At 73.2% G+C, this 25684-nt stretch carries 23 protein-coding genes; 15 read left to right on the plus strand and 8 right to left on the minus strand.

Translation table 11 applies throughout. From position 1 onward, the window contains the following. Positions 1-8 precede the first annotated feature (8 nt). Positions 9-686, minus strand: a complete 678-nt coding sequence (locus JOE35_RS04760) for a GntR family transcriptional regulator (RefSeq protein ID WP_307802938.1) — start codon at positions 684-686, stop codon at positions 9-11. Positions 687-904: 218 nt separating this feature from the next. Here JOE35_RS04760 and sigK point away from each other — a divergent pair, with 218 nt between their 5' ends. Continuing rightward, positions 905-1495, plus strand: a complete 591-nt coding sequence (sigK, locus tag JOE35_RS04765; protein ID WP_209560088.1) for an ECF RNA polymerase sigma factor SigK — start codon at positions 905-907, stop codon at positions 1493-1495. Positions 1496-1505: 10 nt separating this feature from the next. Here the strand turns inward: sigK and JOE35_RS04770 are convergent, their stop codons facing one another. Both JOE35_RS04770 and JOE35_RS04775 read right to left on the minus strand, forming a co-directional pair. Further along, positions 1506-4382 carry a binary toxin-like calcium binding domain-containing protein gene (locus JOE35_RS04770; protein WP_209560089.1) on the minus strand — a complete coding sequence of 959 codons (2877 nt, stop codon included), beginning with the start codon at positions 4380-4382 and terminating at the stop codon, positions 1506-1508. Between the two features lie 30 nt (positions 4383-4412). Then, complete coding sequence (locus tag JOE35_RS04775; RefSeq protein WP_209560090.1) at positions 4413-5315, minus strand: trypsin-like serine protease; 903 nt, start codon at positions 5313-5315, stop codon at positions 4413-4415. A gap of 134 nt (positions 5316-5449) precedes the next feature. Here JOE35_RS04775 and JOE35_RS04780 point away from each other — a divergent pair, with 134 nt between their 5' ends. Beyond that, complete coding sequence (locus JOE35_RS04780; RefSeq protein ID WP_209560091.1) at positions 5450-5854, plus strand: multidrug efflux SMR transporter; 405 nt, start codon at positions 5450-5452, stop codon at positions 5852-5854. Then, positions 5854-6168, plus strand: coding sequence for a multidrug efflux SMR transporter (locus JOE35_RS04785; protein ID WP_209560093.1), 315 nt, complete (start codon positions 5854-5856; stop codon positions 6166-6168). The genes JOE35_RS04780 and JOE35_RS04785 overlap by 1 nt, the downstream gene beginning before the upstream one ends. 75 nt (positions 6169-6243) lie before the next feature. On the opposite strand, the gene JOE35_RS04790 is transcribed toward JOE35_RS04785, so the two are convergent. Then, complete coding sequence (locus JOE35_RS04790) at positions 6244-8001, minus strand: FAD-dependent oxidoreductase (protein ID WP_374099693.1); 1758 nt, start codon at positions 7999-8001, stop codon at positions 6244-6246. A 132-nt stretch (positions 8002-8133) separates the two neighbouring features. On the opposite strand from JOE35_RS04790, the gene JOE35_RS04795 reads away from it, so the two are divergent. The 9 genes from JOE35_RS04795 to JOE35_RS04835 all read left to right on the plus strand — a co-directional run bounded on the left by JOE35_RS04795 (position 8134) and on the right by JOE35_RS04835 (position 17475). Further along, a complete protein-coding gene (locus tag JOE35_RS04795) occupies positions 8134-9096 on the plus strand; it encodes a sugar-binding transcriptional regulator (protein ID WP_209560095.1) in 963 nt (320 codons plus the stop codon). 110 nt (positions 9097-9206) lie between these two features. Then, positions 9207-9785 carry a type 1 glutamine amidotransferase domain-containing protein gene (locus tag JOE35_RS04800; protein ID WP_209560096.1) on the plus strand — a complete coding sequence of 193 codons (579 nt, stop codon included), beginning with the start codon at positions 9207-9209 and terminating at the stop codon, positions 9783-9785. 187 nt (positions 9786-9972) lie between these two features. Beyond that, positions 9973-10608, plus strand: a complete 636-nt coding sequence (locus JOE35_RS04805; protein WP_209560098.1) for a hypothetical protein — start codon at positions 9973-9975, stop codon at positions 10606-10608. A 188-nt stretch (positions 10609-10796) separates the two neighbouring features. After that, on the plus strand, positions 10797-12005 hold the full coding sequence (locus JOE35_RS04810; RefSeq protein ID WP_209560100.1) for a GAF domain-containing protein: 1209 nt from the start codon (positions 10797-10799) through the stop codon (positions 12003-12005). A 227-nt stretch (positions 12006-12232) separates the two neighbouring features. Next, entirely contained in the window at positions 12233-13078 is an 846-nt protein-coding gene (locus tag JOE35_RS04815; protein ID WP_209560102.1) for a response regulator transcription factor, read from the plus strand. Next, the gene (locus tag JOE35_RS16030) at positions 13075-14436 is read left to right on the plus strand and encodes a sensor histidine kinase KdpD (RefSeq protein ID WP_209560103.1); all 1362 of its coding nucleotides are present in this window, start codon (positions 13075-13077) and stop codon (positions 14434-14436) included. The genes JOE35_RS04815 and JOE35_RS16030 overlap by 4 nt, the downstream gene beginning before the upstream one ends. A gap of 72 nt (positions 14437-14508) precedes the next feature. After that, positions 14509-15843, plus strand: a complete 1335-nt coding sequence (locus JOE35_RS04825; RefSeq protein ID WP_209560104.1) for a glycosyltransferase — start codon at positions 14509-14511, stop codon at positions 15841-15843. Further along, positions 15840-16829, plus strand: coding sequence for an SDR family NAD(P)-dependent oxidoreductase (locus JOE35_RS04830; protein ID WP_209560105.1), 990 nt, complete (start codon positions 15840-15842; stop codon positions 16827-16829). The genes JOE35_RS04825 and JOE35_RS04830 overlap by 4 nt, the downstream gene beginning before the upstream one ends. 295 nt (positions 16830-17124) lie before the next feature. Further along, positions 17125-17475 carry a hypothetical protein gene (locus tag JOE35_RS04835; protein ID WP_209560106.1) on the plus strand — a complete coding sequence of 117 codons (351 nt, stop codon included), beginning with the start codon at positions 17125-17127 and terminating at the stop codon, positions 17473-17475. Positions 17476-17514: 39 nt separating this feature from the next. Here JOE35_RS04835 and JOE35_RS04840 read toward each other — a convergent pair whose 3' ends face one another. The 4 genes from JOE35_RS04840 to JOE35_RS04855 form a co-directional block, all read right to left on the minus strand. After that, on the minus strand, positions 17515-17862 hold the full coding sequence (locus JOE35_RS04840; RefSeq protein WP_123546825.1) for a LysR family transcriptional regulator: 348 nt from the start codon (positions 17860-17862) through the stop codon (positions 17515-17517). A 125-nt stretch (positions 17863-17987) separates the two neighbouring features. Beyond that, positions 17988-18815, minus strand: coding sequence for a ferritin-like domain-containing protein (locus tag JOE35_RS04845; protein ID WP_123546824.1), 828 nt, complete (start codon positions 18813-18815; stop codon positions 17988-17990). 23 nt (positions 18816-18838) lie between these two features. Continuing rightward, positions 18839-21220: an SDR family oxidoreductase gene (locus JOE35_RS04850; RefSeq protein WP_209560108.1), complete on the minus strand. Its 2382-nt coding sequence runs from the start codon at positions 21218-21220 to the stop codon at positions 18839-18841. Next, positions 21217-22038, minus strand: coding sequence for a hypothetical protein (locus JOE35_RS04855; RefSeq protein ID WP_209560110.1), 822 nt, complete (start codon positions 22036-22038; stop codon positions 21217-21219). Before JOE35_RS04855 ends, JOE35_RS04850 begins: the two co-directional genes overlap by 4 nt. An 86-nt stretch (positions 22039-22124) precedes the next feature. Between JOE35_RS04855 and JOE35_RS04860 the strand changes: the two genes are divergently transcribed. The 3 genes from JOE35_RS04860 to JOE35_RS04870 are packed head-to-tail and all read left to right on the plus strand — an operon-like array spanning position 22125 to position 25638. Further along, positions 22125-22946, plus strand: a complete 822-nt coding sequence (locus JOE35_RS04860) for an SDR family oxidoreductase (protein WP_209560112.1) — start codon at positions 22125-22127, stop codon at positions 22944-22946. Further along, the gene (locus JOE35_RS04865) at positions 22943-23935 is read left to right on the plus strand and encodes a 1-acyl-sn-glycerol-3-phosphate acyltransferase (RefSeq protein WP_209560113.1); all 993 of its coding nucleotides are present in this window, start codon (positions 22943-22945) and stop codon (positions 23933-23935) included. Before JOE35_RS04860 ends, JOE35_RS04865 begins: the two co-directional genes overlap by 4 nt. Continuing rightward, a complete protein-coding gene (locus JOE35_RS04870) occupies positions 23932-25638 on the plus strand; it encodes an FAD-binding oxidoreductase (RefSeq protein WP_307802939.1) in 1707 nt (568 codons plus the stop codon). The genes JOE35_RS04865 and JOE35_RS04870 overlap by 4 nt, the downstream gene beginning before the upstream one ends. Positions 25639-25684 lie beyond the last annotated feature (46 nt).

Here is a 25684-nt window from a genome sequence, read left to right on the forward strand (position 1 = left end):
TGCCGTCGTCAGCTGCCGGCGCGGTCGGGCGAGAGCGGCCTCTCGCCCGGCAGCTCGTGCATCGCCTCGGCGGCGAGCTCGGCCCGGATCGGGTCGCGGTCTCGGGTCGCCTGCTCGAGGGCGACGAGCGAGCCGCTCATCGCGGCCCAGTTCAGCACCTCGACGATGTTCGGCACGCGCAGCGAGTAGGCGAGGCCGTCCGTGACGTCGCGGCAGACCTTCTTGAGGGCGCTGTTGCCGCAGTGCTCGACGTAGGTGTCGAAGAGGGCGACGGCGTGCGCGTTGAGCGCCGGGCCGTCATCGCGCTCGATGTCGCCGACGCAGACCGCGACCGCCGCGCTGATCTGCTTGACGACTGTCTCGGGGAGGCGCGGCACGGCCAGGCGGACCGCCCCGCCGAACAGCACGCCGAGCGTCTGGACGGCCTCGACGGCCTGGCCGGCGTCGGGCGTCGCCACCCGCGTCCAGCGGTTCGGGGCCATCTCGACGAGGCCGGCGCGGACGAGGTCGCTGAGCGCCTCGCGGATCGGGGTGCGCGACACCTGCAGCCAGGCCACCAGCTCGTCGTCGTGCAGGCGCTCGCCCGGCTCGAGGGTGCCGTCGAGGATGGCTTCGCGCAGTCGGCTGCGGACCGTGTCGCGCAGCAGCTGCCGCTCGGTCGTCGGGGCGGAGGTGGGGACGGGCACTGGTGTCTCCGATCGTGGGGGTCTCGGGCGGGCGCTCCGCGGACAGGATACCGGGGAAATGTCCCGTGTGGCAGGTGATGCGTCGAAGCTGATGTACCAGTGGGCTCTGCGTCCCCCGAAGTGGGGGACCCGGGGATCATGCGGGCGCATACAGTGGCCGCAGCGCTCGGGGGAGCGTCCTCGCTCCCACTCGTACCCCACCCTGACCGGACGGCACCGTGACACTCGCATCAGCGCATCCCCTCGAGGCCTCGCCCTCGGACGACGACCTCGTGGTCGCGACCGCCGGCGGCGACGAACGCGCCTTCGCCGTGTTCTACGACCGCACGGCGTCTCGCGTGCACGGCCTCGTCCGCCGGGTGCTCGTCGACCCCGCGCAGTCGGAGGAGGTCGTGCAGGAGGTGTTCCTCGCGGTCTGGCAGACCGCCTCCCGCTTCGACCCGGCCAGGGGCACGGCCCTGTCCTGGCTGCTCGTCCAGGCGCGTCGTCGTGCGATCGACCGGGTGCGGTCGTCGCAGGCGAGCCGCGCCAGGGACGTCGCCGCCGGCGTCCGCGACCTGGACCCCGTCCGGGACGACGTCGCGGAGACGGCTGCGGTGAGGATCGAGCACGCCCGCGTGAGCCGGGCGCTCGGAGGCCTCTCTCCCGTGCAGCGCCAGGCTCTCGAGCTGACCTACTGGGGCGGCCTCACCCAGTCGGAGGCGGCCGACAGGGCAGGTGTGCCGCTCGGCACCATGAAGACCCGCCTGCGCGACGGGCTCATCGCCCTGCGGCGCCTCGTCGAGCCGGCGGGCCTCGCCGAGGCCTGAGCTACCGGCGTCAGGGGCCGGCCGTCGGTGCCCCCGGGTACTGGACGACGGCTCGAGACACCTTGCCCAGCAGGCCGTTGTGGTCGTTGCGCTCGATCACCTTCACGCCGTCGACCGCCGTGGATCTCGGATCGAGTCGCAGCCTGCCGGTCGTCTCGCGGGTGTTCTGCCAGACCACAAAGTCGTCCTTGCGGTCGCCGCTCGGCGGGTCGAAGACGCTGAGCTCCGTGCCGACCGGCATGTTCGTGAACTCTGCGTCGTAGATCTCGTCGTTCGGGCATCTGCCGGTGGTGCCGGTCTCGGGCATGGTGATCGTTCGGAGGAGCTCGCCCGAGAACGCCGGTGTCTCGAGTGCGGGGAACCGCACCGTGCAGTAGCGCGTCCCGCCGCTGCCCCAGAACGCGATCTCGGCCCTCTTCTCCGGTCCGACCGTGACGGGCACGATGGCCACGAGGTCGTACCCCATCTCGTCTGCGGTCTCGGTGAAGACGAACATCGTGGAGTCCCCCTCCTCCAGCAGCTCTCGGCGGACGAGACCCCGGCCACGTTCAGCGGTCGTGGACGTCCAGCTCCCGAGTGAGCCCCCGGTCGTGAACACGATGTTCCGGGGGTTCGACAAGTCGAGATCGCCCCCGTTCCGAGACAGCGCGAGCGTGAGGTCCCCGGAACCCTCCGTGTCCAGCCAGCTGACGGGCACCTCGAACGGTGTCCGAGAATCCGTCACGCGGACGTCGTCGTCGGGCCGGCTCGTCCACTCGACGTCGGCCTGGTCTGCCGTCCCGTAGTCGAACAACGAGAACTCGTCGATCGAGTAGCTGCCGTAGATGTCCACCTCGTCGCCAGCGGCCGTGAACTCCACGTACGTGTCCTCCCACGTCTCCTCCTCGGGGAGGTCCATGTCGGCCTGTGTCAGGACCAGGCCGTCTCCGACGACCGACATGATCCTGCGATGGCCCGCGCCCGCCTCGTCGGCTCGGCCGGACATGCGGGTCCGGACGCCGTAGAGACGGCCCGTGACGAGACCGGAGATGGTCTGGATGGTGCTGCGGACGTAACCGGCGTCCATGTGCTCGCCCTGCCATCCGTCAGAGGAGCTGTCGAAGTCGTGGTGCTCGGTCGCGGGCTTGATGCCGATGTTCATCCCCGGGCGGAGGGGGACGTCGTAGATGCCGGCGCCGGGGTGCTCGGCCCGGTAGGCGTCGATGATCGCGCGGGTCGGCTCGTCGGTGGTCAGCATCACCGCGTCGCTGTCGACCCTGATCGGCCTCGACGAGGACGGATCGCCGGGGACGTGGCTGCGGTAGGTCCACTCGTTCCCGTGGACCGAGACGTCGAAGGCCCTCTTGATCGACTCGCCGATGCTGAGGGCGGGCGTCGAGGAGTCGGGATCGCGAGGGTCGGCAGCCGCGACGTACCGCTCGGCGGTCTCCTCCGACGCGTCGAGCACCAGGGTTCCCGAGGTCGCCCGCACCGCGGCCAGGACGCCGCCCCAGGCGCCGGCTGCAGTGTCGAGGGACCCGTCGGGACGGTACGCGCCGTAGTTGCCCGAGGTCTGCAGCGTCTCCAGCGTCACCTGGGTCCCGTTGCGGATCCGGGTCAGCTCGTCCGTGCTGATCGTCAGCGCCACGGTGCCCGCGTCGTTGATCGTCTCCAGGGAGAGCGCCGTGGAACCTGCCCGAGGGTAGGTGTCGCCGGCGTTCAACGCGTCGGCCTGGAAGTTCGGGCCGGCACGGAACGTCGCGATGGACTCGTCGTCCACGACCCAGTTCGTGGTCGGGTGGGCGTCGTAGATCGGTGCCGTTCCGACGTTGTGGTACCGCACGTTGCCGTTGAGCTCGGCCGCCCGGTTGTACGTGTCGGTGATCAATGTGCTCCACGTCGTCGACGAGCCGTCCGTGATCGAGTGCGACCGGGAGAACGAGCCGCTGAACTCGGCTGAGCTCTTGCCGGACACCTTCCCGCCGGTCTCGCTCATCTCGCCGCCGCCCTCCCAGCCGCCCTTGCCGCCGAGCGTCAGCGACGTCGACTTGGAGGTCGTGAACGACCGCGTCGTCGTGGTCCCCTCGGACGACACCGTCGTGGGCGTCACCATCATCTTCTCCATGCCCACCGTCACGACCGGCGCAGACGCGACCATCGGGTCGCGGGAGGCGGTGGGCCCGCTGGCCGGGATCGCTCCCGTCGCCTTCTCGAAGTCGGTGTAGGGATCATGGGCCGTGCGGCAGGCTGCGGGGTCGGAGGTCAGGCGTTTCCTGCCCTCGTCGCCGAGGGCGTCGTCCCACGGGACCAGGCTGTTGCCGACGATCGCGAAGCCTTCTCGCTCCAGCTCGTCGGGGATCAGGTCCCCGTCGGCGTCGCCTGGTCGCTCTCCGCACGTGACGCCGCGACCGACCGAGTCGATGGTCGGTGCGCGGAGGCGGTCGGGAGCGAGCTGCGCGATGCCGTGTCCCTTGATGTACACGTGCAGGTCGGGGATCTCGTCGAACGTCCCGGGGATGGTCATGTCGATCTGCCTCGACTGGCCCGGTGCGAACACGGCCGGGCCCGGCTGGCCGTCGACGAGCGTCCGGCCGCCCGCGTGGTACGTGTCGAGATCGACCTCGACAGGCTCGGCGAAGTCCTCCCACCAGGTGTAGGTCGCCAGGATCCGGATGCCCTCCGCCCCCGGTCTGATCGAGAACTCGCGATCGGCGAACTGGACCGACAGGGGGCGGGTGCCGTCATCGGCCGTCTGCAGCACCACCGGGGCGTCGAGGACGGCTGCTGCTGACGCGGCCTCGTGCTCGGGTCCGGGAGGCGGGGCGCTGTCCACGGCGGCGGCGGGCGTGCTGGAGACGATGGTCGTGGCGGCGAACAGGACGCTCAGGAACGCGCTCGCGGTCTTCATGCGTTTTGTGTACATGGAATATCATGGACATCATTGTGCGTCGTCCGAGGTGTCCATCCGATGAACTCTCGGATCGCGTGGCCCCGCGGCGGGCGCTGCGGCAGGAGCGAGCCCGGCCGCGTCCGAGATGAGCCGACGCGTCTCCTCCGTCGCCGCAGCACCTCGGAGCGAACGCCACATGACGTGGTCGGCGACGTCGGTGAACGACGTGGGTCGGTCCACGAAGCCGCCCGACACGACGCCGACCTGGGTCGCGGCCCCGGCGTCGTCGACCACGAAGAGGGGTCCGCCGCTGTCGCCGGATCGGACGGAGTCGACCTCCCCGGCGCAGATGCCCTCCTGGGCCGGGGTGTCGGCGTCGTGGTCGCAGTCGCTGGTCGGCCTGACGGCCAGCACCGACTCCTCCAGCACCAGGGTCGGCAGCCCGCCGGGCTCCCGACCCCAGCCGGTCAGCGTGGCTGCCGTGCCCGGGGAGGCAGGTGGCGCCGCTCCCTCCGGGGCGAGGCCGACCGGTGCCTCCGGACGTGGCTCGTCGAGGACGATCACGCCGATGTCGTGGTACCCGACCGTCTCGTCCTCCCAGTCGAGGGAGACGATCTCCGCGATGCCGTCGGCGCCGACCACCTCCTCCGCCGGGCTGGTCAGGTCGACCCGGTCGAAGACCAGCCGCAGCGAGTCGAGGCCGTCGTCCGGCGGCAGGCAGTGGGCAGCGGTCACGACCAGGCGCTCGCCGACCAGGGCGGCCCCGCAGGAGTGCTGCCAGCCGTCCCCTCGGTCCCGCTCCACCTGCACCACGAACGGGTACCGGCCGTCCGGCACGGGGCTCTGCGCGGTGGTCGCGGCCGCCGGCAGCGTCGGCGTCAGCACGACGCCGGCCACGATCAGCGTGACGAGCGTCGTCCTCGTCCTGCGGGGGGTCTCTCGTCTGTTCATCGGTCGTCCTCGTCTCCTCGGGGTCTCCAGGGGCCCAGTACGTCAGGGACGATGTTGCGGCGACGTCAGGCGGGCGACGCGTGCGGCTACCCTCGAGAGGTGACCTCACTCGACGGCCCCGGGCGGTGAGGCCCGTGACGTGGCTCTGGCTGGCGGGCGCGATCCTCGTCGAGGTCACCGCCTCCTTGGCGCTGCAGGCCGCCGTCGACGAGCCCGGCTGGTACGCCCTCGTCGTGATCGGCTACCTGTCGGCGTTCGTCTGCCTGTCGAGGGTGCTCGCCGGCGGCATGGCGATCGGCGTCGCCTACGGCATCTGGGGCGCGACCGGGGTCGCGCTGACCGCGGTCCTCGCGGCCGTCCTCTTCGGCCAGGCGCTCACCGGCGTCATGGTCGTCGGGCTCGTGCTCGTCGTGGCCGGGGTGCTGCTCGTCGAGCTCGGGTCTCAGCGCGCGCACGCCGCCAGGGCCGCCGCCGCCGCTGCCGCCGCCGCGTCGACGTCGGGGTCGACGTCCGCGGAGCGCACCGGGGACGCCGCCTGATGGGCTGGGTCCTGCTCGCGATCGCGATCGTCTGCGAGGTCGGCGCGACCATCAGCCTGAAGCTCGCCACCGACGGCCGGAAGCGCTGGTACGTGCCCGTGGCAGTCGGGTACGTCGCCGCGTTCTCGTTGCTCGCCGGTGCCCTCGCGCTCGGCCTGCCCATCGGCGTCGCCTACGGGGTCTGGGCGGCGACCGGCGTCGCGCTGACTGCGGTGCTGGGGCGCCTCTTGTTCAAGGACCCGCTGACGTGGACCATGGGCGTCGGCATCGCCCTCATCGTCGCGGGCGTCGTCCTCATCGAGCTCGGCCACTAGCCGCCCGACCCCGGACGCACGAGACCCGCCCGGCCCCGAGGGGCGGGCGGGTCTCGTGGTCGCGGGAGGCGCCTCCTACGAGGCAGGCGTGCTCGCGACGGGCGTGCCGCTCGGCACGTGCTGCGACGACACCTCGACGCCGTGCGAGGTGCGCAGCACGTCGAGGGTGGCCTCGATCTCGGCCTCGCGCTCGTCGGCGGTCCAGCCGAGGCTCGACGCCAGCACGTCGGCGATCTCGCTGAGCAGCTCGATCGTGACGCCGCCGACGAAGGCGAGGTTGGTACGGCGCAGGACGACGTCGGCGAGGTGCACCGCGTCCTCGTGCTCGGCGAAGTAGGCGATCTCGGCCGTGGTGAGGCTCGGGTCGCTCGCCAGCGGCTCGGACGGCTGGTCGAGCAGCACCTCGATCACGCTCTCGGCACGCGTGCCGTAGCGGGTCAGGAGGCGGTCGACGTGCTCGCGGCTGAGGCCGTCGGCGTGCGCCGCGACCCAGGTCGTGCGCGCCGCGTCGGTGGTCGGGAAGTCCTTGCCGCCGCCGATCGCCATGCCCGTCGTGTCGACCTTGCGGGTCACGCCGAGGCGGGTCGTCGCCTCGGTCGAGAGGTGGGCCGAGAGGGCACGGAAGGTGGTCCACTTGCCGCCGACGAGGCTGAGGACCTTGCTGGTCGGCAGCTCGGCGACCTCGGTCTCGACGATGCGGTAGTCGCGCGACACGAAGCCGGCGGCGAGGTCGTCGTGCTTCGGCAGCGGACGCACTCCCGAGTAGCGGTAGACGATGTTCTCGCGCGTGATCTCGATCGCGGGGTAGACGTGCTTGACCAGGTCGAAGAAGTAGTCCACCTCCTCCTCGGTGCAGACCGCCGGCTCGGCCATGTCGGCCTCGAGGTCGGTGGTGCCGATCAGCACGCGGCCCTTCAGCGGGTAGATCAGCACGATGCGGCCGTCGTTGTTCTCGAAGAAGATCTCGCGGCCGTTCGTGGCCTCGAGCAGCTCGGGGCTGTCGACGACGATGTGCGAGCCCTTGGTGCCGCCCATGTACTGCGACTCCGCGCCGAGCGCGGCGTTCGTCAGGTCGGTCCAGGGGCCCGAGGCGTTGACGACGACGTCGGCCGTGACGGTGAACTCGGTGCCCGAGACGACGTCGCGGAGGACGACGCCGCCGTCGGCCGTGCCGGCGGCCTCGAGGTAGTTGGCGCTGCGGGCGTGGTCGCCGGCGGCCAGGCCGTCCTTGAGCACGTCGAGAGCGAGGCGCTCGGGCTCGTGCACGGAGGCGTCGTAGTAGGTGCCCGTGTACTTCAGGTCCTTGTTCAGGTGCGGCATCTCGGCCAGCGCGGCCTTGCGGCCGAGGAACTTGTGACGCGGCACCGAGCCGCCGTCACGCGAGAACGAGTCGTACATGGTCATGCCGACCTTGATGAGCAGCGCGCCGCGCTCCTTCGTGCTGCGCTGCTTGTGCGTCAGCATGCGGAGAGGCGCGTTGAGCAGGCCGGAGAACGTCGAGAAGATCGGCATCGTCGTCTGCAGGGGCTTGACGTAGTGCGGGGCGATCTTGAGGAGGCCGTTGCGCTCCTCGACGCTCTCGCGGACGAGGCGGAACTCGCCGTTCTCGAGGTAGCGGATGCCGCCGTGGATCATGTGCGACGAGGCCGCGGAGGCGCCCGACGCGTAGTCGGCGCGCTCCACGAGGACGACGTCGACGCCCTGGAGGGCGAGGTCGCGGAACGTGGCGATGCCGTTGATGCCCCCTCCGACGATCAGCACCTGGGCGTGGGGGCGGTCGGCGATGCGCGACACGTTGGCGCGCATCGTCCCTGTCTTCTTCGACTCGGTCACAGTGGAGCTTCTTTCCCGTTGCGTTCGGTGAGCGGTGGGGTCGTGCGCCGGCTGCTCTGGCCGGTAGTGTCCATGATCGACCCCTCCTGACGAGGGTGCAACGTATCTGCACAGATGTGCACGGAGGTGCCGATGGCCGAGGCGACGACGTCCGAGAAGACCCACGACGCGCTCCGTGCGGCGCACCTGTACTACATGCAGGACCTGACGATGGAGGCGATCGCCTCGGAGCTGAACACGTCCCGCTCGTCGGTCTCGCGCCTCCTCAAGGCCGCTCGCGAGACGGGGCTCGTCGAGATCCAGATCAAGTCGCCGCTCGACCAGGCGACCCGGTCGGCCGCCGCGCTGCACGACCGGTTCGGGGTCGTCGCCCACGTCGTGCCCGTGCCCGACCAGATCAGCGAGATCGACCGGCTCGAGCGCGTCGCGCTGTCGGCGGCACGCACCATCACGCCCTACGTCGACTCGAACATGGTGGTCGGGGTCGCGTGGGGAGCCACCCTCAGCGCCGTCAGCCGCTCGTTGGTGCCCCGTGCGACGCACAACTCCGTCGTCGTGCAGCTCAACGGCGCAGCGAACACGCGGACGACCGGCATCGAGTACGCGAGCGAGATCCTGCGGCGCTTCGGGGCGGCGTACTCGGCCGCGGTGCAGCAGTTCCCCGTGCCCGCGTTCTTCGACGACCCCGCCACCAAGCGCGCGCTCTGGCGTGAGAGCAGCACCAAGCGCGTGCTCGAGCTCCAGGCCTCGATGGACCTCGTCGTCTTCGGCGTCGGCTCGCGGGACGCCAGGGTGCCCAGCCACGTCTGGTCGGGCGGCTACCTGGAGAAGAGCGACCAGCTGAGCCTCGACCGCGACGGCGTCGTCGGCGACGTGGCCACGGTGTTCTACCGCGAGGACGGCTCGTCGGCCGACATCGCGATGAACGCCCGCGGCACCGGCCCCGACCTGGAGACCATCCGGCGGGCGCCGCGACGGGTCTGCATCGTCGCCGGCGAGGCCAAGGTCGCCGGCGTGCGCGGTGCCCTGGCCGCCGGGCTCGCGACCGACCTCATCCTCGACGAGGGCACGGCGCGGGCGCTGCTGGCGAGCTGAGGCGCGTGCCCGCCGGGGGACACCCTCCCGAGAGTGCCTCCAGCCCGGCGGCGTAGACCTGTGCTCGACATCGATCGGCCCGCCCCGCGGGCCCGGAGGAGGAGAGCCCCATGGCCACCACCGATCTGACCGGACGACGCGTGCTCGCGGTCGTCACCAACTACGGCGTCGAGCAGGACGAGCTCGTCGTCCCCGCCCGTGCCCTGCGCGAGGCCGGTGCGACCGTGGTCGTCGCCGCGCAGTCGACCGAGCCGATCCAGACCCTGGTCGGCGACAAGGACCCGGGCGAGACCGTCCGTCCCGACACCACCATCGACGAGGTCGACGCGGCCGACTTCGACCTGCTCCTCGTGCCCGGCGGCACCATCAACGCCGACACGATCCGCCAGGACTCGGGCGCCGTCGCGTTGGTCAAGGCGTTCGCGTCGGCCGGCAGCCCCGTCGCCGCCATCTGCCACGGCCCCTGGCTGCTGGTGGAGGCGGACCTGCTGAAGGGCAAGGAGCTCACCTCGTTCGCCTCCCTGCGGACCGACGCGACGAACGCCGGAGGTGCGTGGGTCGACCGCTCTGTCGTCACCGACGTCGAGGGCGGCTTCACCCTCGTCACCTCGCGCACGCCTGACGACCTCGACGACTTCGTCGGCGCGGTGCAGGACGCCCTGGTGGCCGCGGGCGGCAGCCAGGGCTGACGGCTCCGGGGCTGACGGCCTCGCCGCGCCCGTCGCGGTGACCTCGACCCGCTGCCGGGACCGACGATTCGTCGCGGTCCCGGCAGCGGGTCTTTAATCAGGAAGGCGCCGTGTCAGGACGGCCCGGTCGACGAGGAGCAGGCATGGCAGCGGCAGCAGCACGGGCGGCAGCAGCGGGGGAGGCGTCGTGAGGTGGCGGAGCACGCGCGGCAGCGCCGGCCCCGCGAGCCCCGACCCCGCGCCCGTCGACCCCGAGGCACTCGAGCGGTCGGTCGTCGAGGGGCTGCTCATCGCACGCGCCGCCGCGATCGTGTCGGTCGCGAACCGCATCGTGGTCCGTGCGCTGCGTGACGACGACGTCTTCGACCACGACGAGACGGCCGCCTCCGTCCGCCGCACCCTGCACCGTCTGGCCGAGGAACAGCGCTACCAGAACCGCCGAATCGGGGAGGCTCGCCAGAAGGCGCTCCGCTCGAAGGGCCGCTCGCGTCACCAGCACGACTACCGCAAGGGCGACGACGAGACGCTCTGGTTCCGTGAGAAGACCTACACCGCCGTCGCCGACCGGCTCGACGCCCTGCGCGACGACTCCGAGTACATCGACGACATCGTCCAGACGGCGGTGGCGCGGGCATGGGGGGACGTCGGCGCGGCCGTCGTCACCCGCGTGCGCGCCGCCTCCGTCGTCGTCGACGCCGCCTACGGCGAGGCGCGGGCCGAACGGCTCGCCGGGCTGGGCGACGACCTGGCCGAGCTGCGGGCCCAGGCGGCGTCCCGTGCCGTATCGGCGTCCGACGACGGGGACGCCACGTCTCGCGGCTGAGCTTCTCTCGTCTCGCCCCCGTGCGGGGGCTTGCCCGTGCCCGGCCGCACGAGCATCATCGAGTCACCCGTCCTCGCCCTCCCTGACCCACCCGCCTCGCCCGCCGCACCCTGACCCACCCGCCTCGTCCGGGCCACACCGCCCGGGCTCCCCTCGATCACGCCCGTCGTCCGGGTCGGAGTAGCCGAATGCGCCGTCTTCCCCTCCCGCTCGTCCGGGCCTGGGTCCGCACTCGCTACCGCGTCGTCGACGAGCTCCTCTCGACGCCGTGCCCGGACGACCACCCGAGCGGCCACGCACCCGGCATCGACCCTGATCGCGTCCTCGTCCTCGGCAACGGGCCCGCCGTCGGCTGGGGCGTCCGCAGCCACGACCTCGCCCTGCCGGGCACGCTGGCCCGTGCGCTGTCGGCGCTGACCGGCCGCGGAGCCGACGTCGACGCGCTGGCCGACGCCGACGTGTCCGTCGCGAGCGCCGCCTCCTTCGTGGCCGGTCGCGACCTCGACCGGTACGACGCCGTCGTCGTCGTGCTGGGGATGAGCGACGCGTTGCGGCTCGTCCCGACGTCGCGGTGGGCGGCCGGCCTCGGGGCGCTGCTCGACGCCCTCGAGGAGGCGGTCGACCCGTCGTGCGAGATCGTCGTGACGGGCATCCAGCCGCCGAGCTCGGTGCCGAAGTTCGCCCTGCGCTGCGGGGGCGTGGTCGACGCGCACGCCGAGTCGCTCAACCGCGTCACCGACGAGCTCTGCTCGGCACGTGCGCGGGTGCGCGTCGTGTCGCCGCCCGGTCCCGTCGCCGCGCCGCAGGGCCTCGGGGAGCCGCCCCGCTCCTCCGTGCCCTACCCGGCCTGGGCCGCCGCCCTGGCCGCCGTCGTCGCACCGCTCGTCGACGCCGCGCTCGCCGCGGGCAGCACGGCGCGGACCGCCCGCGAGGCACCCCAGACCGACGAGACGCGCATCGCGGCCGTCCGCGCCCTCGGCCTGCTCGACACGCCCGCCGAGAAGCGGTTCGACGACATCGTCGAGCGGGCGCGCGTGCTGCTCGGAGCGCAGGGCGCCTCGTTCTCGCTCATCGGGGACGGCCGGCACTGGAACAAGTCGATCGCCGGGTCGTCGCAGGTGGAGGTGCCGATCGCGTCGTCCTTCTGCTCGCAGACCGTGCGGAGCGGCACCGCGATGGTCGTGCCCGACGCCTGGCGCGACGACCGCTTCGTCTCGCACCCGAGCGTGCGCTTCTACGCGGGCCACCCGGTCGAGAGCCCCGACGGCGTGCGGATCGGCGCGCTCTGCGTCGTCGACGCCGAGCCGCGGAGCGCGGAGAGCGTCGATCTCGTGCTGCTGCGCGAGCTCGCCCTGCAGGTGCAGCGCGAGCTGCGGGTCGTGCCGGTCGGCGGCTAGGCGTCCGCGGGCTCGAGTCCCCGACCCGCGTCGAGGTCTCAGGAGGCTTCGACCGCGCCCGCTCGCGCTGCCGGGCAGCGCGGGCGTCGACGACGTCGCCGCCTGAGTCCTCGACACGACCGGACGGCCGGGCAGCCGGACGCCCAGCGGTCCCCGACATGTCCCGTGCGATGCTGTGCCCTTCGCCCGCCGGTCCGGCGGCGACCGGGACGGTCAGGAGGCGCCGGGTGGCACGAGGAGACGGCGACACGGCGCGGCAGGCGACGGTGCTGGTCGTGGACGACGACCCGAACGTGCTGCTGGGGGTGCGCGTGGCGCTCGAGACCGACGGGCACCGCGTCGTGTCGGCCGCGGACGGGCGGTCGGCGCTGCTCGCCGTCGCTGAGCACGACCCCGACGCCGTCGTGCTCGACCTGGCCATGCCGCTCCTCGACGGGGCGGCGGTCTGCCGCACCCTGCGAGCGGCCGGCGACGGCGTGCCCGTCCTGGTGCTCACGGCCCACCACCGGCCCGCCGAGCGCGTCGCCGGGCTGGACGCCGGCGCGGACGACTACCTCGGCAAGCCGTTCGACGTCGACGAGCTGCGCGCCAGGGTCCGGGCCCTGCTGCGGCGGGCGCCCGGCGGCTGGGGCGGCCCGCCGGAGCAGGCCGGAGGAGGAGCGGCGTCCGGCGCCGGGACGAGAGCCGGTGCCTGGCCCCGGTGGCGCGGGGTCGGGCTCGACGAGAAGGGGCAGCGGCTCGTCCGGGAGGACGCGACCGGCACCCCGGCAGGCACGTCGGCCTCCGTCGAGCTGACCCGGATCGAGGCCGGCCTGGCCGGGCTGCTCTTCCGCGACCCCGGGCGGGTCCGCACGCGCGACGAGCTCGTGGACGTCGTCTGGGCCGACCGGCCGCCGCCCGCGTCGAACGCCCTCGACGTCGCCGTCAGCTCGCTCCGCCGCAAGCTCGCCGAGCTCGTGCGCGGCTCGGCCGACGGCCTGCCGGACGGCACCGCTGACGGCTCCGCCGGCGGCTCAGCCGCGCGATCCGTCGTCCGCGCCGTGCGCGGCCTCGGCTACCGGCTCGAGCCGTGACCGCGCGACGCGGTTCGCTCCGGCGCCGGGTCGCCGTCCTGGTCGCCGGGTCGGTGGCCGTCGCGGTCGTGCTCGTCGCCGTCCTGACCTGGCTCGTCGTCTCGAGCCAGGTCCGCGCCTCCCTCGACACGGCGCTCGACCGCGAGGCGACCCGCGTGCAGCGCCTGGTCCGGGTCGACGCCGACTGGACCGGCGAGGGCAGCGAGGAGTGTCGCTACGCGGCCGAGCCCGCGTGCGTCCGGCTGGTCGAGACTGCCGACGAGGTCGGCAGCGGCACGGGGCCCCTGCAGACGACGGAGGCGGCCCTCGCGGTCGCCAGCGGGAACCAGCCGCGCGCGCGCTGGACGGCGGGGCCGGTGCGGGTGGTGGCCGTCCCGACCCGGCCGGGCGAGGCCGCCCTCGTCGGCGTCCCGACGCGCCAGGCCGACCTGGCCCTCGCCCGGACGGCAGTCGCCCTCACGGCGACCGGCGGCGTCGGAGTCGTCCTCGCGGGCCTCCTCGGGTGGGCGGCCGCTACCGTCGGGCTGCGTCCGGTCCGGCGCCTCGACGAGGCCGTCCGCCGGGTGCGCGACAGCGCCGACCCGCACGACCACGTCGACCTCGCCTCGACCTCGCGGGACGACGAGCTCGGCCGGCTCGCCGTCGCCGTCGACTCGATGCTCGTCGAGCTCGCGGCCGCCGACGACGCGCAGCGCGCGTTCGTGGCGGACGCCTCCCACGAGCTCCGGACGCCGCTCACGACGCTCCGCACGAACGTGCAGCTGCTCACGGCCGACCGGCCGCTCCGGCCCGGGACGAGGGCCGCCCTGTCGGCGGCCCTCGGCGAGGAGCTGGCGGCGATGACGCGCACCGTGGACGACCTCGTGGAGCTCGCGGGCGACGACCGGCCGCGCGCCGCCGAGCTGGTCCTCGAGGACGTCGTGGCCGCCGCGCGGGCGGCTGCCGCCGCCACGTCCCGCCGTGCGCCGGGCGTGCAGGTGCTGACTGACCTGCCGGACGCGCCGGCGGAGGTGCGCGTGCCCGCGGGCAGGCTGGGGCGCCTCCTCGACGTCGTGCTCGACAACGCCGTCAAGTACGGGGCCGGGGGAGCCGTCGAGCTGCGCGTCGTCAGCGGGCCGCCGGGCGACGGCGTCGTCGTGACGGTGTCCGACCGGGGCGTGGGCATCCCCGCGGACGAGCGGGACCGCGTCTTCGACAGGTTCCATCGAGCACCGGCCGCGCGCGGGCTGCCGGGCTCGGGGCTCGGGCTCGCCATCGCGGCGCAGGTCGTCGCTCGGGCCGGTGGCACGATCGCGGCCGAGGGACGGGCGGACGGCGAGCCCGGCACGACGATCCGGGTGGTGCTCCGCGCGGGCTGAGCCGCTCTGCGGCCGAGCTCCTCGGGCGCCGCACCTCACGTTCGCCTCACGCAGCGGACCGACCCTTGCGGCATGTCATCCACCTCCTCGAGACGCACCCGCTCGACCCCGCCGGTCGAGCCCCTCCGCGTCGTCGTGGCCGCCGGGGGAACCGGCGGCCACGTGTTCCCCGGCATCGCCGTCGCCGCGGCCCTGCGACGACGGGTGCCGGAGGCGGTCATCACCTTCGCCGGCACCGCCGACCGCCTCGAGGCGACCCTCGTCCCCGCCGCCGGCTACGAGCTCGACACGACGCCGATGGTCGCCTTCCCCCGGCGGCCGGGCCTCGCGGCCCTGCTGTTCCCCGCCCGGTTCGTCCGGTGCGTCCTCGCCGCGCGTCGACAGCTGCGGCACCGGCGGGCACAGGTAGTCGTCGGGGTCGGCGGCTACCCCAGCGTGCCGGCCGTCGTCGCGGGCTGGACCCTCGGCCTGCCCGTGGTCGTGCACGAGTCGAACGCGACGCCCGGGCTCGCGAACCGCCTCGCGGCGCGGTTGTCGGGTCGCGTCGCCTGCGCCTTCGACCCCGCCGGGACGGGGCTCGGCGCCGGGACGGAGGTGCGCCGGGTCGGCATCCCGATCCTGCCTGCCCTCGCGTCGTGCGAGCGGGCGTCGCTGCGGGGGCCGGCCCGCGCCTCCTGGGGCGTCGGACCCGACGAGCTGCTCGTCGTCGTCTCCGGCGGCAGCCTGGGGGCGGCGTCGCTGGACCGGGCAGCGGTCGAGCTCGCCTGCGCGGCCGGCACCCCGGACGGAGCCAGCGGCACACCGGGCACCGCGGGCACGGCGGGCACCGCGGGCGGTCGGCTGAGGCTCGTCGTCAAGGCGAGCCCGACCCACCTCGCGAGCATGCGTGCTGCGCTCGTCCGGGGCGGCGGGGACCGCGTCGCCGACGTCGTCACGCACCTCGACGACATGGCGGCCGCCTACTCGGCCGCGGACGTCGTCGTCGTGCGGGGCGGCGCGTGCACGGTAGCCGAGATCGAGCACCTCGGCGTCCCGGCGGTCGTCGTTCCCCTGCCGGGCGCCACGGACGACCACCAGACCGCCAACGCGGAGGCGCTGGCCGCGTCGGGTCACGCACCTGTGGTCGTCGTCCGCGACGGCGACCTCGACGGCGGGACGCTGGCTGCGGCGCTGACCAGGGTGCTCGAGCTCGTCGAGGCTGCGCGGGCCTCGCCCCTCGCCTCGTCGTCGGGCGCCTCGCCTCACGCCGGCGCCGCCGACGCGGTCGCCGGGTGGGTCGTCGAGCTCGTGTCCGGCTCCGCCGCCTCATCCTCCTCCTCGTCGGCTGCCTCCTCCATCACGACAGGCACCTCGACCTCCACCTCCACCTCCACCTCGACAGGCACCACCGAAGGGACCACCCGATGAACGACGACACCACCTGGCAGGGCCGCACCGTCCTCGTGACCGGAGCGGAGGGCTTCATCGGCTCCGCGCTCGTCGACGAGCTCGTCGTCCTGGGCGCCCGCGTGCGCGCCCTCTGCCACTACAAGCCCTACGGCGCCGCGGGCGCCCTCGCCCGGTACGAGTCTGACCACCGCGTCGAGCTGCTCGCGGGCGACGTGCGCGACCCGTTCGTGGTCGACGAGGCCGTGGCCGGGGTCGAGGTCGTCTTCCACCTCGCGGCGCTGATCGGCATCCCGTACTCGTACGCGGCGCCCGAGTCGTACGTGCAGACCAACGTCGTCGGGTCGCACGCCGTCGTCGCGGCCTGCCGCCGGCACGGTGCGCGCATGGTGCACACGTCGACCTCCGAGACGTACGGCAGCGCCCTGCGCGTGCCGATGGACGAGACCCACCCCGCGCAGCCCCAGTCGCCCTACGCCGCCTCGAAGATCGCCGCCGACGCGATGGTGCTCTCGTACCACGCGTCGTTCGGCACCGAGGTCGCCGTCTGCCGCCCGTTCAACACCTACGGCCCGCGGCAGAGCGCGCGAGCCGTCATCCCGACGATCCTGCGGCAGCTCGCGGCCGGAGCCGACGAGATCCGGCTCGGGTCGACCACGCCGACCCGCGACTTCACCCACGTCTCGGACACGGTCGCCGGGTTCCTCACGGTCGGCTCGTCGGACGCGGCGCTCGGCCGGGCCGTCAACCTCGGCACCGGCCAAGAGATCAGCATCGGCGCGCTCGCCGAGCTGCTGCTCCAGGTCAGCGGTCGGGACGCCCGCGTCGTGGTCGACGAGGCCCGGCTCCGGCCCGAGGCGAGCGAGGTCGACCGGCTGCTGTCCGACAACGGGCTCGCGCGGAGTCTCGGCTGGGAGCCGCTGACGAGCCTCGAGGACGGGCTCCGCGACACCTGGCGCTGGGTGCTCGGCACGGAGGAGCCGGGCGCGACGCGGTACGCGGTCTAGCCGCGTCGAGCGCCGTGCAGCAACGTCGAGGACTCAGGAGACGCCGTCCGCGGACGGGCGGCACGCCGGCACCCCGGGGTGCCGGCGGCAGCATCGCCTGAGTCCTCGACGCGGCCCGGTGCAGGGCGGGGCGGGTCGTGTCGCATCACGTCCCGAGCGTCGCGTCGCGTCCCACCGCGACGTGACGCTCGGAACACGATGCGGCAGCGGCAGCGGCAGCGGCAGCGGCAGTGGCAGCGGCAGCGCCGCGCTGCGGGGGCGGGCCGCCGCGGGGCGTGCGCGGCAGACTGGCCGGATGGCCGACGCACCCGCACCCCTCGTCACGCCCGACGGCCGCTACCTCGTCGTCCGGGGGCGGCTCTGGCGCCGCACGGACCCGTCGATCCCCGAGCAGCGCCGAGCCGAGCTGGTGCACGAGCTGATGGAGGCGCGGCGCGCGAAGAAGACCGCGCTCGCCGACGACGACGCCGGGGCCCGCGAGGCCGCCCGCGCGCGGGTGGACGCCGCGAAGACGGCGCTCGGCGAGAGGGGCCCGGTCTGGTGGGACGACGACGCGCCCGACGAGACCCGTCGCATGGCCGAGAACCCCCGGTACGCGGAGTGGTTCGCGGAGGCGAGCAGCGGCCAGGACGGCCAGCGCTCCTAGCGCCCCTGGCTCCCCGCAGCCCCAGGCGCCCTGTAGCCCCTAGCGCCCCTGGCGCTTCTTGAACGGCTTGGGCTGCCCCTTGACCGCCGGGGTGCGCCCCTTGCCCTTCGACGCCTTGGCCTTGCCGCCGGCCGGGGGAGCAGGAGGCGCTGGCGGTGTCGAGGGGCTGGCCAGCTCCTCCTCGGCGACGACCACAGCCGCGCGGCCCGCCTTGGTCAGGCGGTACGGCGAGGCGTCGCGGTCGAACAGCTTCTGGCCGAACTCCAGCTCGAGCGCCTCGATCGACGACTCGAGCTTCTGCCGCGAGATGCCGAGCTTGTCGGCCGCGACGGGGAAGTGCAGCACCTCGGCCGCGACGAGGAAGTGCCTCAGGTGGCTCGTCTTCACGTGGTGTCGCCTCTCGCTGGTCGGCCGGGTGCCCGACCGCCCCAGACTAACGGAGCCGCAGGTCGCCCCGTCGAGACGGGACGACCTGCGGCCGACGGGACGAGCAGTGCCGGACGGACGAGGCGTCAGGCGACGCTGACGGAGCCGCCCGCGGCGGGCCCGTGCGTGACGCCGAGCCCGTCGAGCGCCTTCTGGAAGATCGTCAGGCCGGACATGCCGGGCAGGTTCGAGATGTTCGCGTCGAGCTTCTCGGCGGCCTTGCGGCCCTCCTCGCCGCTCATCAGCTGGCCGAAGACGAACTTGACGTCGTCGAGCTCCATGATCGACGAGCCGACGGGTGCCCAGACCTTCTGCAGCAGGAAGCGCGTCAGCTTCTGCGCCTTCTTGCTCTTGAGCAGGCGCTCGCGGGCCTGCGAGACGTAGAACGCGACGTGGCGCGACTCCTGGCGGGCGATGCGCACCAGCAGCTCGGCGAGGACCGGGTCCTTCTCGAGGGCGGCCATGCGCTTGTAGGCGGCGACGGCCGAGTACTCGTTCGCGGCGCCCCACGACATGTGGACGGCGACGAAGTCGGAGCCGACGAACTTGCCGAGCAGGCCCTGCTTCACCGGGTCGAGCTTGTCGCGCCAGCCGAGCTTGAGGCGGTTCGCGCGCAGCTGGTCGTAGTCGACCTTCTCGCCGTGCACCTCGAGGATCGCGGCGAGGGCCTCGCCGTGCCAGAACTCCTCGCGGTTCCACATGGTCATGAAGGTCGAGACGTCGCCTTCTTTGTGCGAGGGCGTCGTGAGCAGGTCACGGGTGTAGCAGACCGTGTGGTACTCGACGTCGGCCATGTAGCGCAGGGTGCGGAGGGAGTCCGGGCTGAGCGGGTTCTCCTTGAAGTGGTCCAGGTCGAGGTCGTCCCAGGTGATGCGCTCGCTGGTGGCGGCGAACTTGTCGATGTCGAATGCCATGTGGCGTCAGGAGGCGCGGGTCGTCAGACCCTGTCTCCTTCTCCTTTCGAGGTGGTGCCGACGGCGGGGGCCGTCGATGTTCCGGACGCGGACGAACCGCGGGCACGCGACCAATCTCGGATGCTCCATCTTCTTCGGAGCGCCTCGCGTGCGAGATTGGCGTCGGGGTTGACGGCTGACGGGTTGCCGAGCATCTCGAGCCACGCGAGGTCCGCGTGGCTGTCACCGTAGCCGTACGAGCCCGTGAGGTCGATTCCCTCTTCGAGGGCCCACTGGGCGAGCCACGCCGCGCGGGCCTCGTCGACGAGCGGCGGCTGGGCGAGGTAGCCCGTCAGGACGCCGTCGCGCTCGTGCATCGTGCTCGCGACGACCTCGTCGAAGAGGTGCGCGATGGGGGTGGCGAGGGTGCCGATCGAGCCCGTCACGAGGACGGTGCGGTGCCCGGCGGCGCGGTGCTCCGCGATGCGCGCGAGCGCCTCGGGCAGGGTGTGCCGTCGCACCGTCTCGGCGTAGCCGGCCGAGCGGACGACGCCCTTGAGCCGCGAGACGGGCATGCCGGCGTAGCGCCGGAGGAACGCCCGGATGAACTCGCCCCGGTCACGTCCCTCGGCGCGCAGGTAGGCAGGCAGCCCGGTCAGCAGCGACGCCACCTCGGCGGGCCAGGCCGCCTTGCGGAACCCGTTCGAGCGCACCCAGAGGTACTGCTCGACGATGTTCGAGTCGAGCACGGTGCCCTCGAGGTCGAAGACGGCGACGACGTCGGTGCGCTGGGGCAGCGCCCGGGTGTCGAGCACGGCGCCGGCCGCGGCGGGCCGCACCGAGAACGCCCGCGTCATCGCGGTGATCGACGGGAAGTGCACGGTCTGGAAGTAGTCCTCCCAGTCGATGTCGGTGACGTCGAAGCCGATGTCGGCGGGCGCCTCCTCAGGCAGGCCGTCGTGCAGGGCACGCGTGCGACGGTCGTCGAAGATGATCTCGGACTGCACGTAGTGCCGGTAAAGGTCGGTGAGGCTCTGCAGCGACTCGAGGTCGCCGCGTCGCGTCTGCACGTCGGTCAGGCTCGAGCGGGTGCGGGTCGTCGACGGCAGGCGGACGAGCACGCGCTCGCGCCAGTCGTTCGCGCGCTGCGCGGTGCGGATCGCGCCCTCGACCTTGCGGACGCCGGGGAAGTTCCAGGTCGGCACGGGGATGCTCGTGTGCTCGTCGCGCGGCAACGGGTTCGCCGTGAAGAACGTCTTGAGGTTGTCGAACATCCGCAGGATGGGGAACGGGTTGCTGTTGCCCGACGCGACGTGGAAGTACTGCGGCTCGGGGGCCGAGGCCGGTGCCGAGGCCGGTGCCGAGGCAGCAGCCGAGGAGGCGCCGGCCGGGTTCGCCGCGACGGCCAGGATCACGTTCACCACGTAGTCGACCGGCACGATGTCGAGCACGCTGTCGGGCACGCCGGGGAACTCGGGCAGCAGGCCGCGGGCGTACGACATGATCAGCGGGTCGGCGACCTTGAAGCCGTCGATCCAGCCGGGGTAGGGGTGGCGCAGCGCGCTCTCGACGATCGCGGGACGGACGACGGACAGGCGGTGGCCCTCGGCCGCCCAGATCTGCTCGGCGGCGCGCTCGGCGAAGGCCTTCGTCAGCGTGTAGACGTCGGTCCAGCCGAGGGTCTCCGCACGGGTGCGCCCGTAGTCGACGAGACGGGCGGCCACCCAGGCGACCCGCGCCTCCTCGGCTGCGGCCGCGACGGCCTGCGGACCGGTCTTGCCGTGGCCGGCGCGGCCCTCGGCCAGGAACTTGCGGAGGGTCTCGGGCTGGCGCGACGCCGCCTCGACCCGGGCGCGGGCGTCGCGGGCCGCGGCGTGCTCGGCACGCCAGTCGACGTCGTGGCGGAGCGCCGCCTCGGGGAAGACGCCCTTGCGGATGCCGCCGACGTACGCCGTCGACACGTGCACGACGTGCGGGTCGCCGCCCGCCGCGACCAGCGCCTCGTACAGGCCGACGGCGCCGCCCACGTTCGTGTCGAACGCCTGGTCGATCGGCGGGTCGAACGACACGGTCGACGCGCTGTGGATGACGACGTCGAGGTCGCGGGGCAGCTCGGGCAGCGTGCCGAGCGAGCTCTCGACGACGCGCAGCCGCTCGGTCAGCGCGCGCTCGACCTCGTCGGCGCCGACGCGCTCGCGCCACGACGCGAACACGGGCTTCTTGAGCAGGTGCCGCAGGCGCGCGAGGGCCGAGGTGCCGGCCTTGGGCCGGATCAGCAGCGTGATGGTCGTGTCGGGGTGCGACGACAGCAGCCGCTCGAGGATCGCCTGGCCGACGAAGCCGGTGCCGCCGGTCAGCAGCACGTGCGACGAGCCGAGGCTGGTCACGGTCGAACCGGGCACGGATGAGGGAGCAGGGACGGTCATGCGGTGAGCTTTCGTGTCACGGCGGCGCCCACGGAGGCGTCGAGTCCTGGCAGGGAGGCGACGCGCTCGCCGACGGCGTCCGCCCGCAGGTGGCCGGCGGCGCCGCCCCACACCGCGGTGTCGAAGAAGGTGCGCTCGGCGTCGGAGCGCTCGACGGCGCCCAGCGGCCAGACGGCCGTCGACAAGGAGGCGCGGGTCTGCTTGACGGCGCGCGCCGAGTCCTCGAGGCGCCAGCGGGCCTCGACGTCGAAGAACTCCTCGTGCCGCGCCTTGACGGTGCGGAGGCGCTCGACGACGGCGGTCAGCGCGGGGCTGTCGGCACGCTCGACGACGACGTCGTACGCGTGCCGCATCACCCACTCGTCGACGAGGCCGGTGGTCATGTGCACGGCCACGATGGGCACGCCGCGGCCGATCGCCTCGATCGCGCGGGTGATCGGGCCGCGCCGCTCGACGGCCTCGGCGGGGCTGTGTCGGCGGGGCCCCTCCTCGACGTCCTTGAGGCGCGGCTCGCCGTTCGCCTCGAGCACCGCGTCGACCGCGTCGGCGATCCAGTACTTCTCGAACGCCCAGGTCACGAGGAACGCGGTGACCCGAGCGTCTTTGTGCGTCGCGGTGACGAGCAGGTTGCGGAGGTGCTCCATCGTCGCGCTCTCGAGGCGGCCGAGGTGGCGCAGGAGGCGGAGCTCGTCCGGGCCGAGCGGCGCGGCCTCGAAGGGGGCCAGGTCGAGCTCGGCGCGGAGGGTGCCCTGGGCGGTCAGGGTGAACTCGCGGATGTCGAAGGTGCTCGAGTCGTAGGGGTCGCGATCGGTCGTCATGGCTGTGTTCCTCCGGGGGACCTCATCGCGGTGGTGAACGGGACACGATGCACGCAGTTTCCCGACAAGACCGTATCGTAAGCGGCATGGCAACAGCGCTCGTCACCGGGGGCACGTCCGGCATCGGAGCCGAATTCGCCCGTCAACTCGCCGCCCGCGGCTGGGACCTCGTCCTGGTCGCCCGCGACCCCGCCCGACTCGACCTGACCGCCCTCGAGCTGAGGGCCCTCGGACGCGACGTCGAGGTGCTCTCCGCCGACCTCGGCGACCGTGCCGACGTCGAGCGGGTGGCCGCCCGGCTCGCCGAGGCCCACCGTCCCGTCGACCTGCTCGTCAACAACGCCGGCTTCGGCGTGCACGAGCCGCTCACCAGCACCGACACGGCCGTGCACGACCGGGCCTTCGAGGTGATGGTGCGGAGCGTGCTGGTGCTGTCCGCGTCCGCGGGGCGCGCGATGCGCCTCCGTGGCTCCGGGCACATCGTGAACGTCGGCAGCGTCGCGGGCTTCATGGCGATGGGCAGCTACTCGTCGATCAAGGCGTGGGTCAACTCGTTCAGCGAGGGCCTCGCGGTCGAGCTCAAGGGCACCGGCGTGGGCGTCACGGTGCTGCAGCCGGGGTGGGTGCGGACGGAGTTCCATCAGCGCGCCGGCATCCGGTCGTCGTCCATACCCAACTCGATGTGGCTCAGCGCCGAACGACTGGTGTCCGCGTGCCTGCGCGACGTCGAGAGAGGGAAGGTGGTGTCCATGCCCACGCTTCGGTACAAGGTGCTGATCGGCTTGGTCAAGCACGCCCCCGGCAGCGCCGTGCGCGCCGTGTCGGGCGCGATCTCGTCGAGCCGCCGGACGCCTGCGGACGCTGTCACCGGCGGTGCTGCCGGCACGGACGCTCCGGTGGAGCGGTGACGGTGGCCCGCGACGAGCGACCCGACGAGACCGAGCAGCCCGCCGGGTCGGGGTCTGCCGCTGCCTCGCCTGCTGCTCCTGCCGCCCGGCCGCGTCGCGACGCCGTGGCTCGTGCCGCCGTCGACGTCAAGGACCGCTTCAGCTCTCGCGGCCACGCCATGGCCCGCTACGTCGCCCAGCGCGTCGTCCTCAAGCCCACGATCTGGTCGATCACGAGCGTCACGGTGATCGACCGCGACCGGCTGAAGGGCGTCGAGGGCGGCTTCATCGTGGTCGCCAACCACTCCAGCCACCTCGACGCGCCCCTCATCCTCGGCGCGCTGCCGCGCCGCCTGGCCCGCTACCTCGCGACCGGCGCCGCCGCCGACTACTTCTTCGACGTGCCGTGGCGCCGCAAGCTGACCGAGCTCTTCTTCAACGCGTTCCCCGTGCAGCGAGGGTCGTCGACCGCGACCCCCGCCGGCACGCCGGGCTCGTCGACCCCGCAGGCGCCGGGGGCCGTCGCCGCGGCCGCAGCCGCCGCTGCCGCTCACCCCTCGACGGGCGCCACGGCGATCCCGTCCGCGGCCCGCCGCAAGGCCGCCGCCAAGGTCGCGGCCCGTCGCCGCGCCGGTCAGCCGACCGTCAGCGCGCGCTCGCTGCTCGAGCGCGGCTACCCGGTGCTGGTGTTCCCGGAGGGCACGCGGTCCAAGGACGGCACCGTCGCCTCCTTCAAGCCCGGTGCCGCGGCGCTCGCCGCCGCCTGCGACGTGCCGATCATCCCGCTCGCGCTGATCGGCGCCCACATCGCGCACCCGCGCGGCTCGAGCTGGCCGCGCCCCGGCCGGCTGCCCGTCGGCGTCGCGTTCGGCGACCCGATGCGCCCAGAGCCCGGCGAGACGCCCCTCGACTTCTCCGCTCGGCTCCGCGCCGAGATCCTGCGTCTGAAGGACGCGAACACCGCCCGCATCCTGGGCCCCGAACACCCCTCTGAAGGAGCACGACCGTGACCGACGTCCAGAACAAGCCCCAGACCACGGCCGCCGACCACGGCGTCGCGCACATGAAGTGGTGGGGCTGGGGCGTCGAGGGCGTCGCGTTCCACCACGAGGACAAGCCGGGCTTCGCCCCGTTCGTCAAGAAGATCGTCGGCGTCGAGCTGACCCAGGGCCAGCACGACACCGGCCTCGACTTCTCGCAGCTGACCGTCCCGGCGTCGCGTGCCTCCACCGAGGTCGTCGACTCGCTGGTGCAGATCGTCGGTCCGGAGCACGTCGACCAGGGCGACCACGACCGCGTGGTGCACACCTACGGCAAGAGCATCCGCGACCTGATCCGCATCCGCGCCGGCATCCTCGAGCGCGTGCCGGACCTCGTCGTCTATCCCGCCGACGAGGCCGAGGTGCAGCAGATCGTCGACCTCGCGGTCGCGAGCGACGTCGTGCTGATCCCCTTCGGCGGCGGCAGCAACATCGTCGGCAGCCTCGAGCCGATGCCGACCGAGGAGCGCACCGTCGTCTCGCTCGACATGGGCCGCCTCTCGAAGGTGCTCGACATCGACGAGGACGGCGGTCTCGCCCGCATCCAGGCCGGCGGCCAGGGCCCCGACCTCGAGGAGCAGCTGAACGCCCGCGGCTGGACCCTCGGCCACTTCCCCGACAGCTTCACGCACTCGACGATGGGGGGCTGGGTCGCGACCCGCTCCTCCGGGATGCAGAGCGACAAGTACGGCGACATCGCCGACATCACCAAGGGGCTGCGCGTCGTGCGCCCCGGGGGCGTGCTCGCGATCCGCGCCGTGCCGAGCGCCTCCACCGGGCCGTCGCTCCGCGAGATGATCATCGGCTCGGAGGGGCGCCTCGGCGTCATCACCGAGGTCACCGCCCAGGTGCACCGCCTGCCCGAGAAGCGCGAGATCCTCGCCTACCTGTTCCCGTCGTGGCACGACGGCCTGGCCGCCATGCAGGCCATAGCCGAGAGCGACGCCCGCCCGTCGGTGACCCGCGTCTCGGACGCGCACGAGACGGCGTTCTCGTTCGCCACGTCGAAGGCCAGCACGGGCATCTCGAAGGTCGTCAACGACGCGCTGCCGAAGGTCCTGAAGGCCAAGGGCTGGGACGTCGACGTCATGTGCCTGTCCTTCATCGGCTACGAGGGCAGCCCCGAGCACGTCGCCCAGACCCAGAAGGCCGTCGCCAAGATCGTCAAGGCGAACAAGGGCATGGGCGTCGGCAAGGGCCCCGGCAAGCTCTACGACCAGAAGAAGTTCGACACGCCCTACCTGCGCGACTTCTTCATGGACCACGGCGGCGCGGCCGACGTCTCCGAGACCGCGGCCCCCTGGTCGAAGCTGCGCGCCGTGTCGTCGCGCGTCTACGCCGCCGCCAACCAGGCGTTCGACCAGATCGGCGTCCAGGGCTGGATCATGGGCCACCTGTCGCACTCGTACCACTCGGGCGCGTGCCTCTACTTCACCTTCGCGTTCGAGCACGGCGAGCAGGCCGAGGCGGAGTACGACGTCGTGAAGCACGCGATCCAGCAGGCGTTCATCGACACCGGCGCGACCGTGTCGCACCACCACGGCGTCGGCCTCGAGCACCAGCCGTGGCTCGCCCAGGACGTCTCGGCCGAGGGCGTCGCCGTCATGCAGGGGCTGTTCGACTCGGCCGACCCCGGACGCGTGTTCAACCCGGGCAAGGTCACCGGCGCGTAGCTCCGCCGCCCGGCCTCGGTACCCGGCCTCGGCGCCCCGTCGCACC

It is taken from the genome of Frigoribacterium sp. PvP032, from assembly GCF_017833035.1.
GTDB lineage: Bacteria > Actinomycetota > Actinomycetes > Actinomycetales > Microbacteriaceae > Frigoribacterium.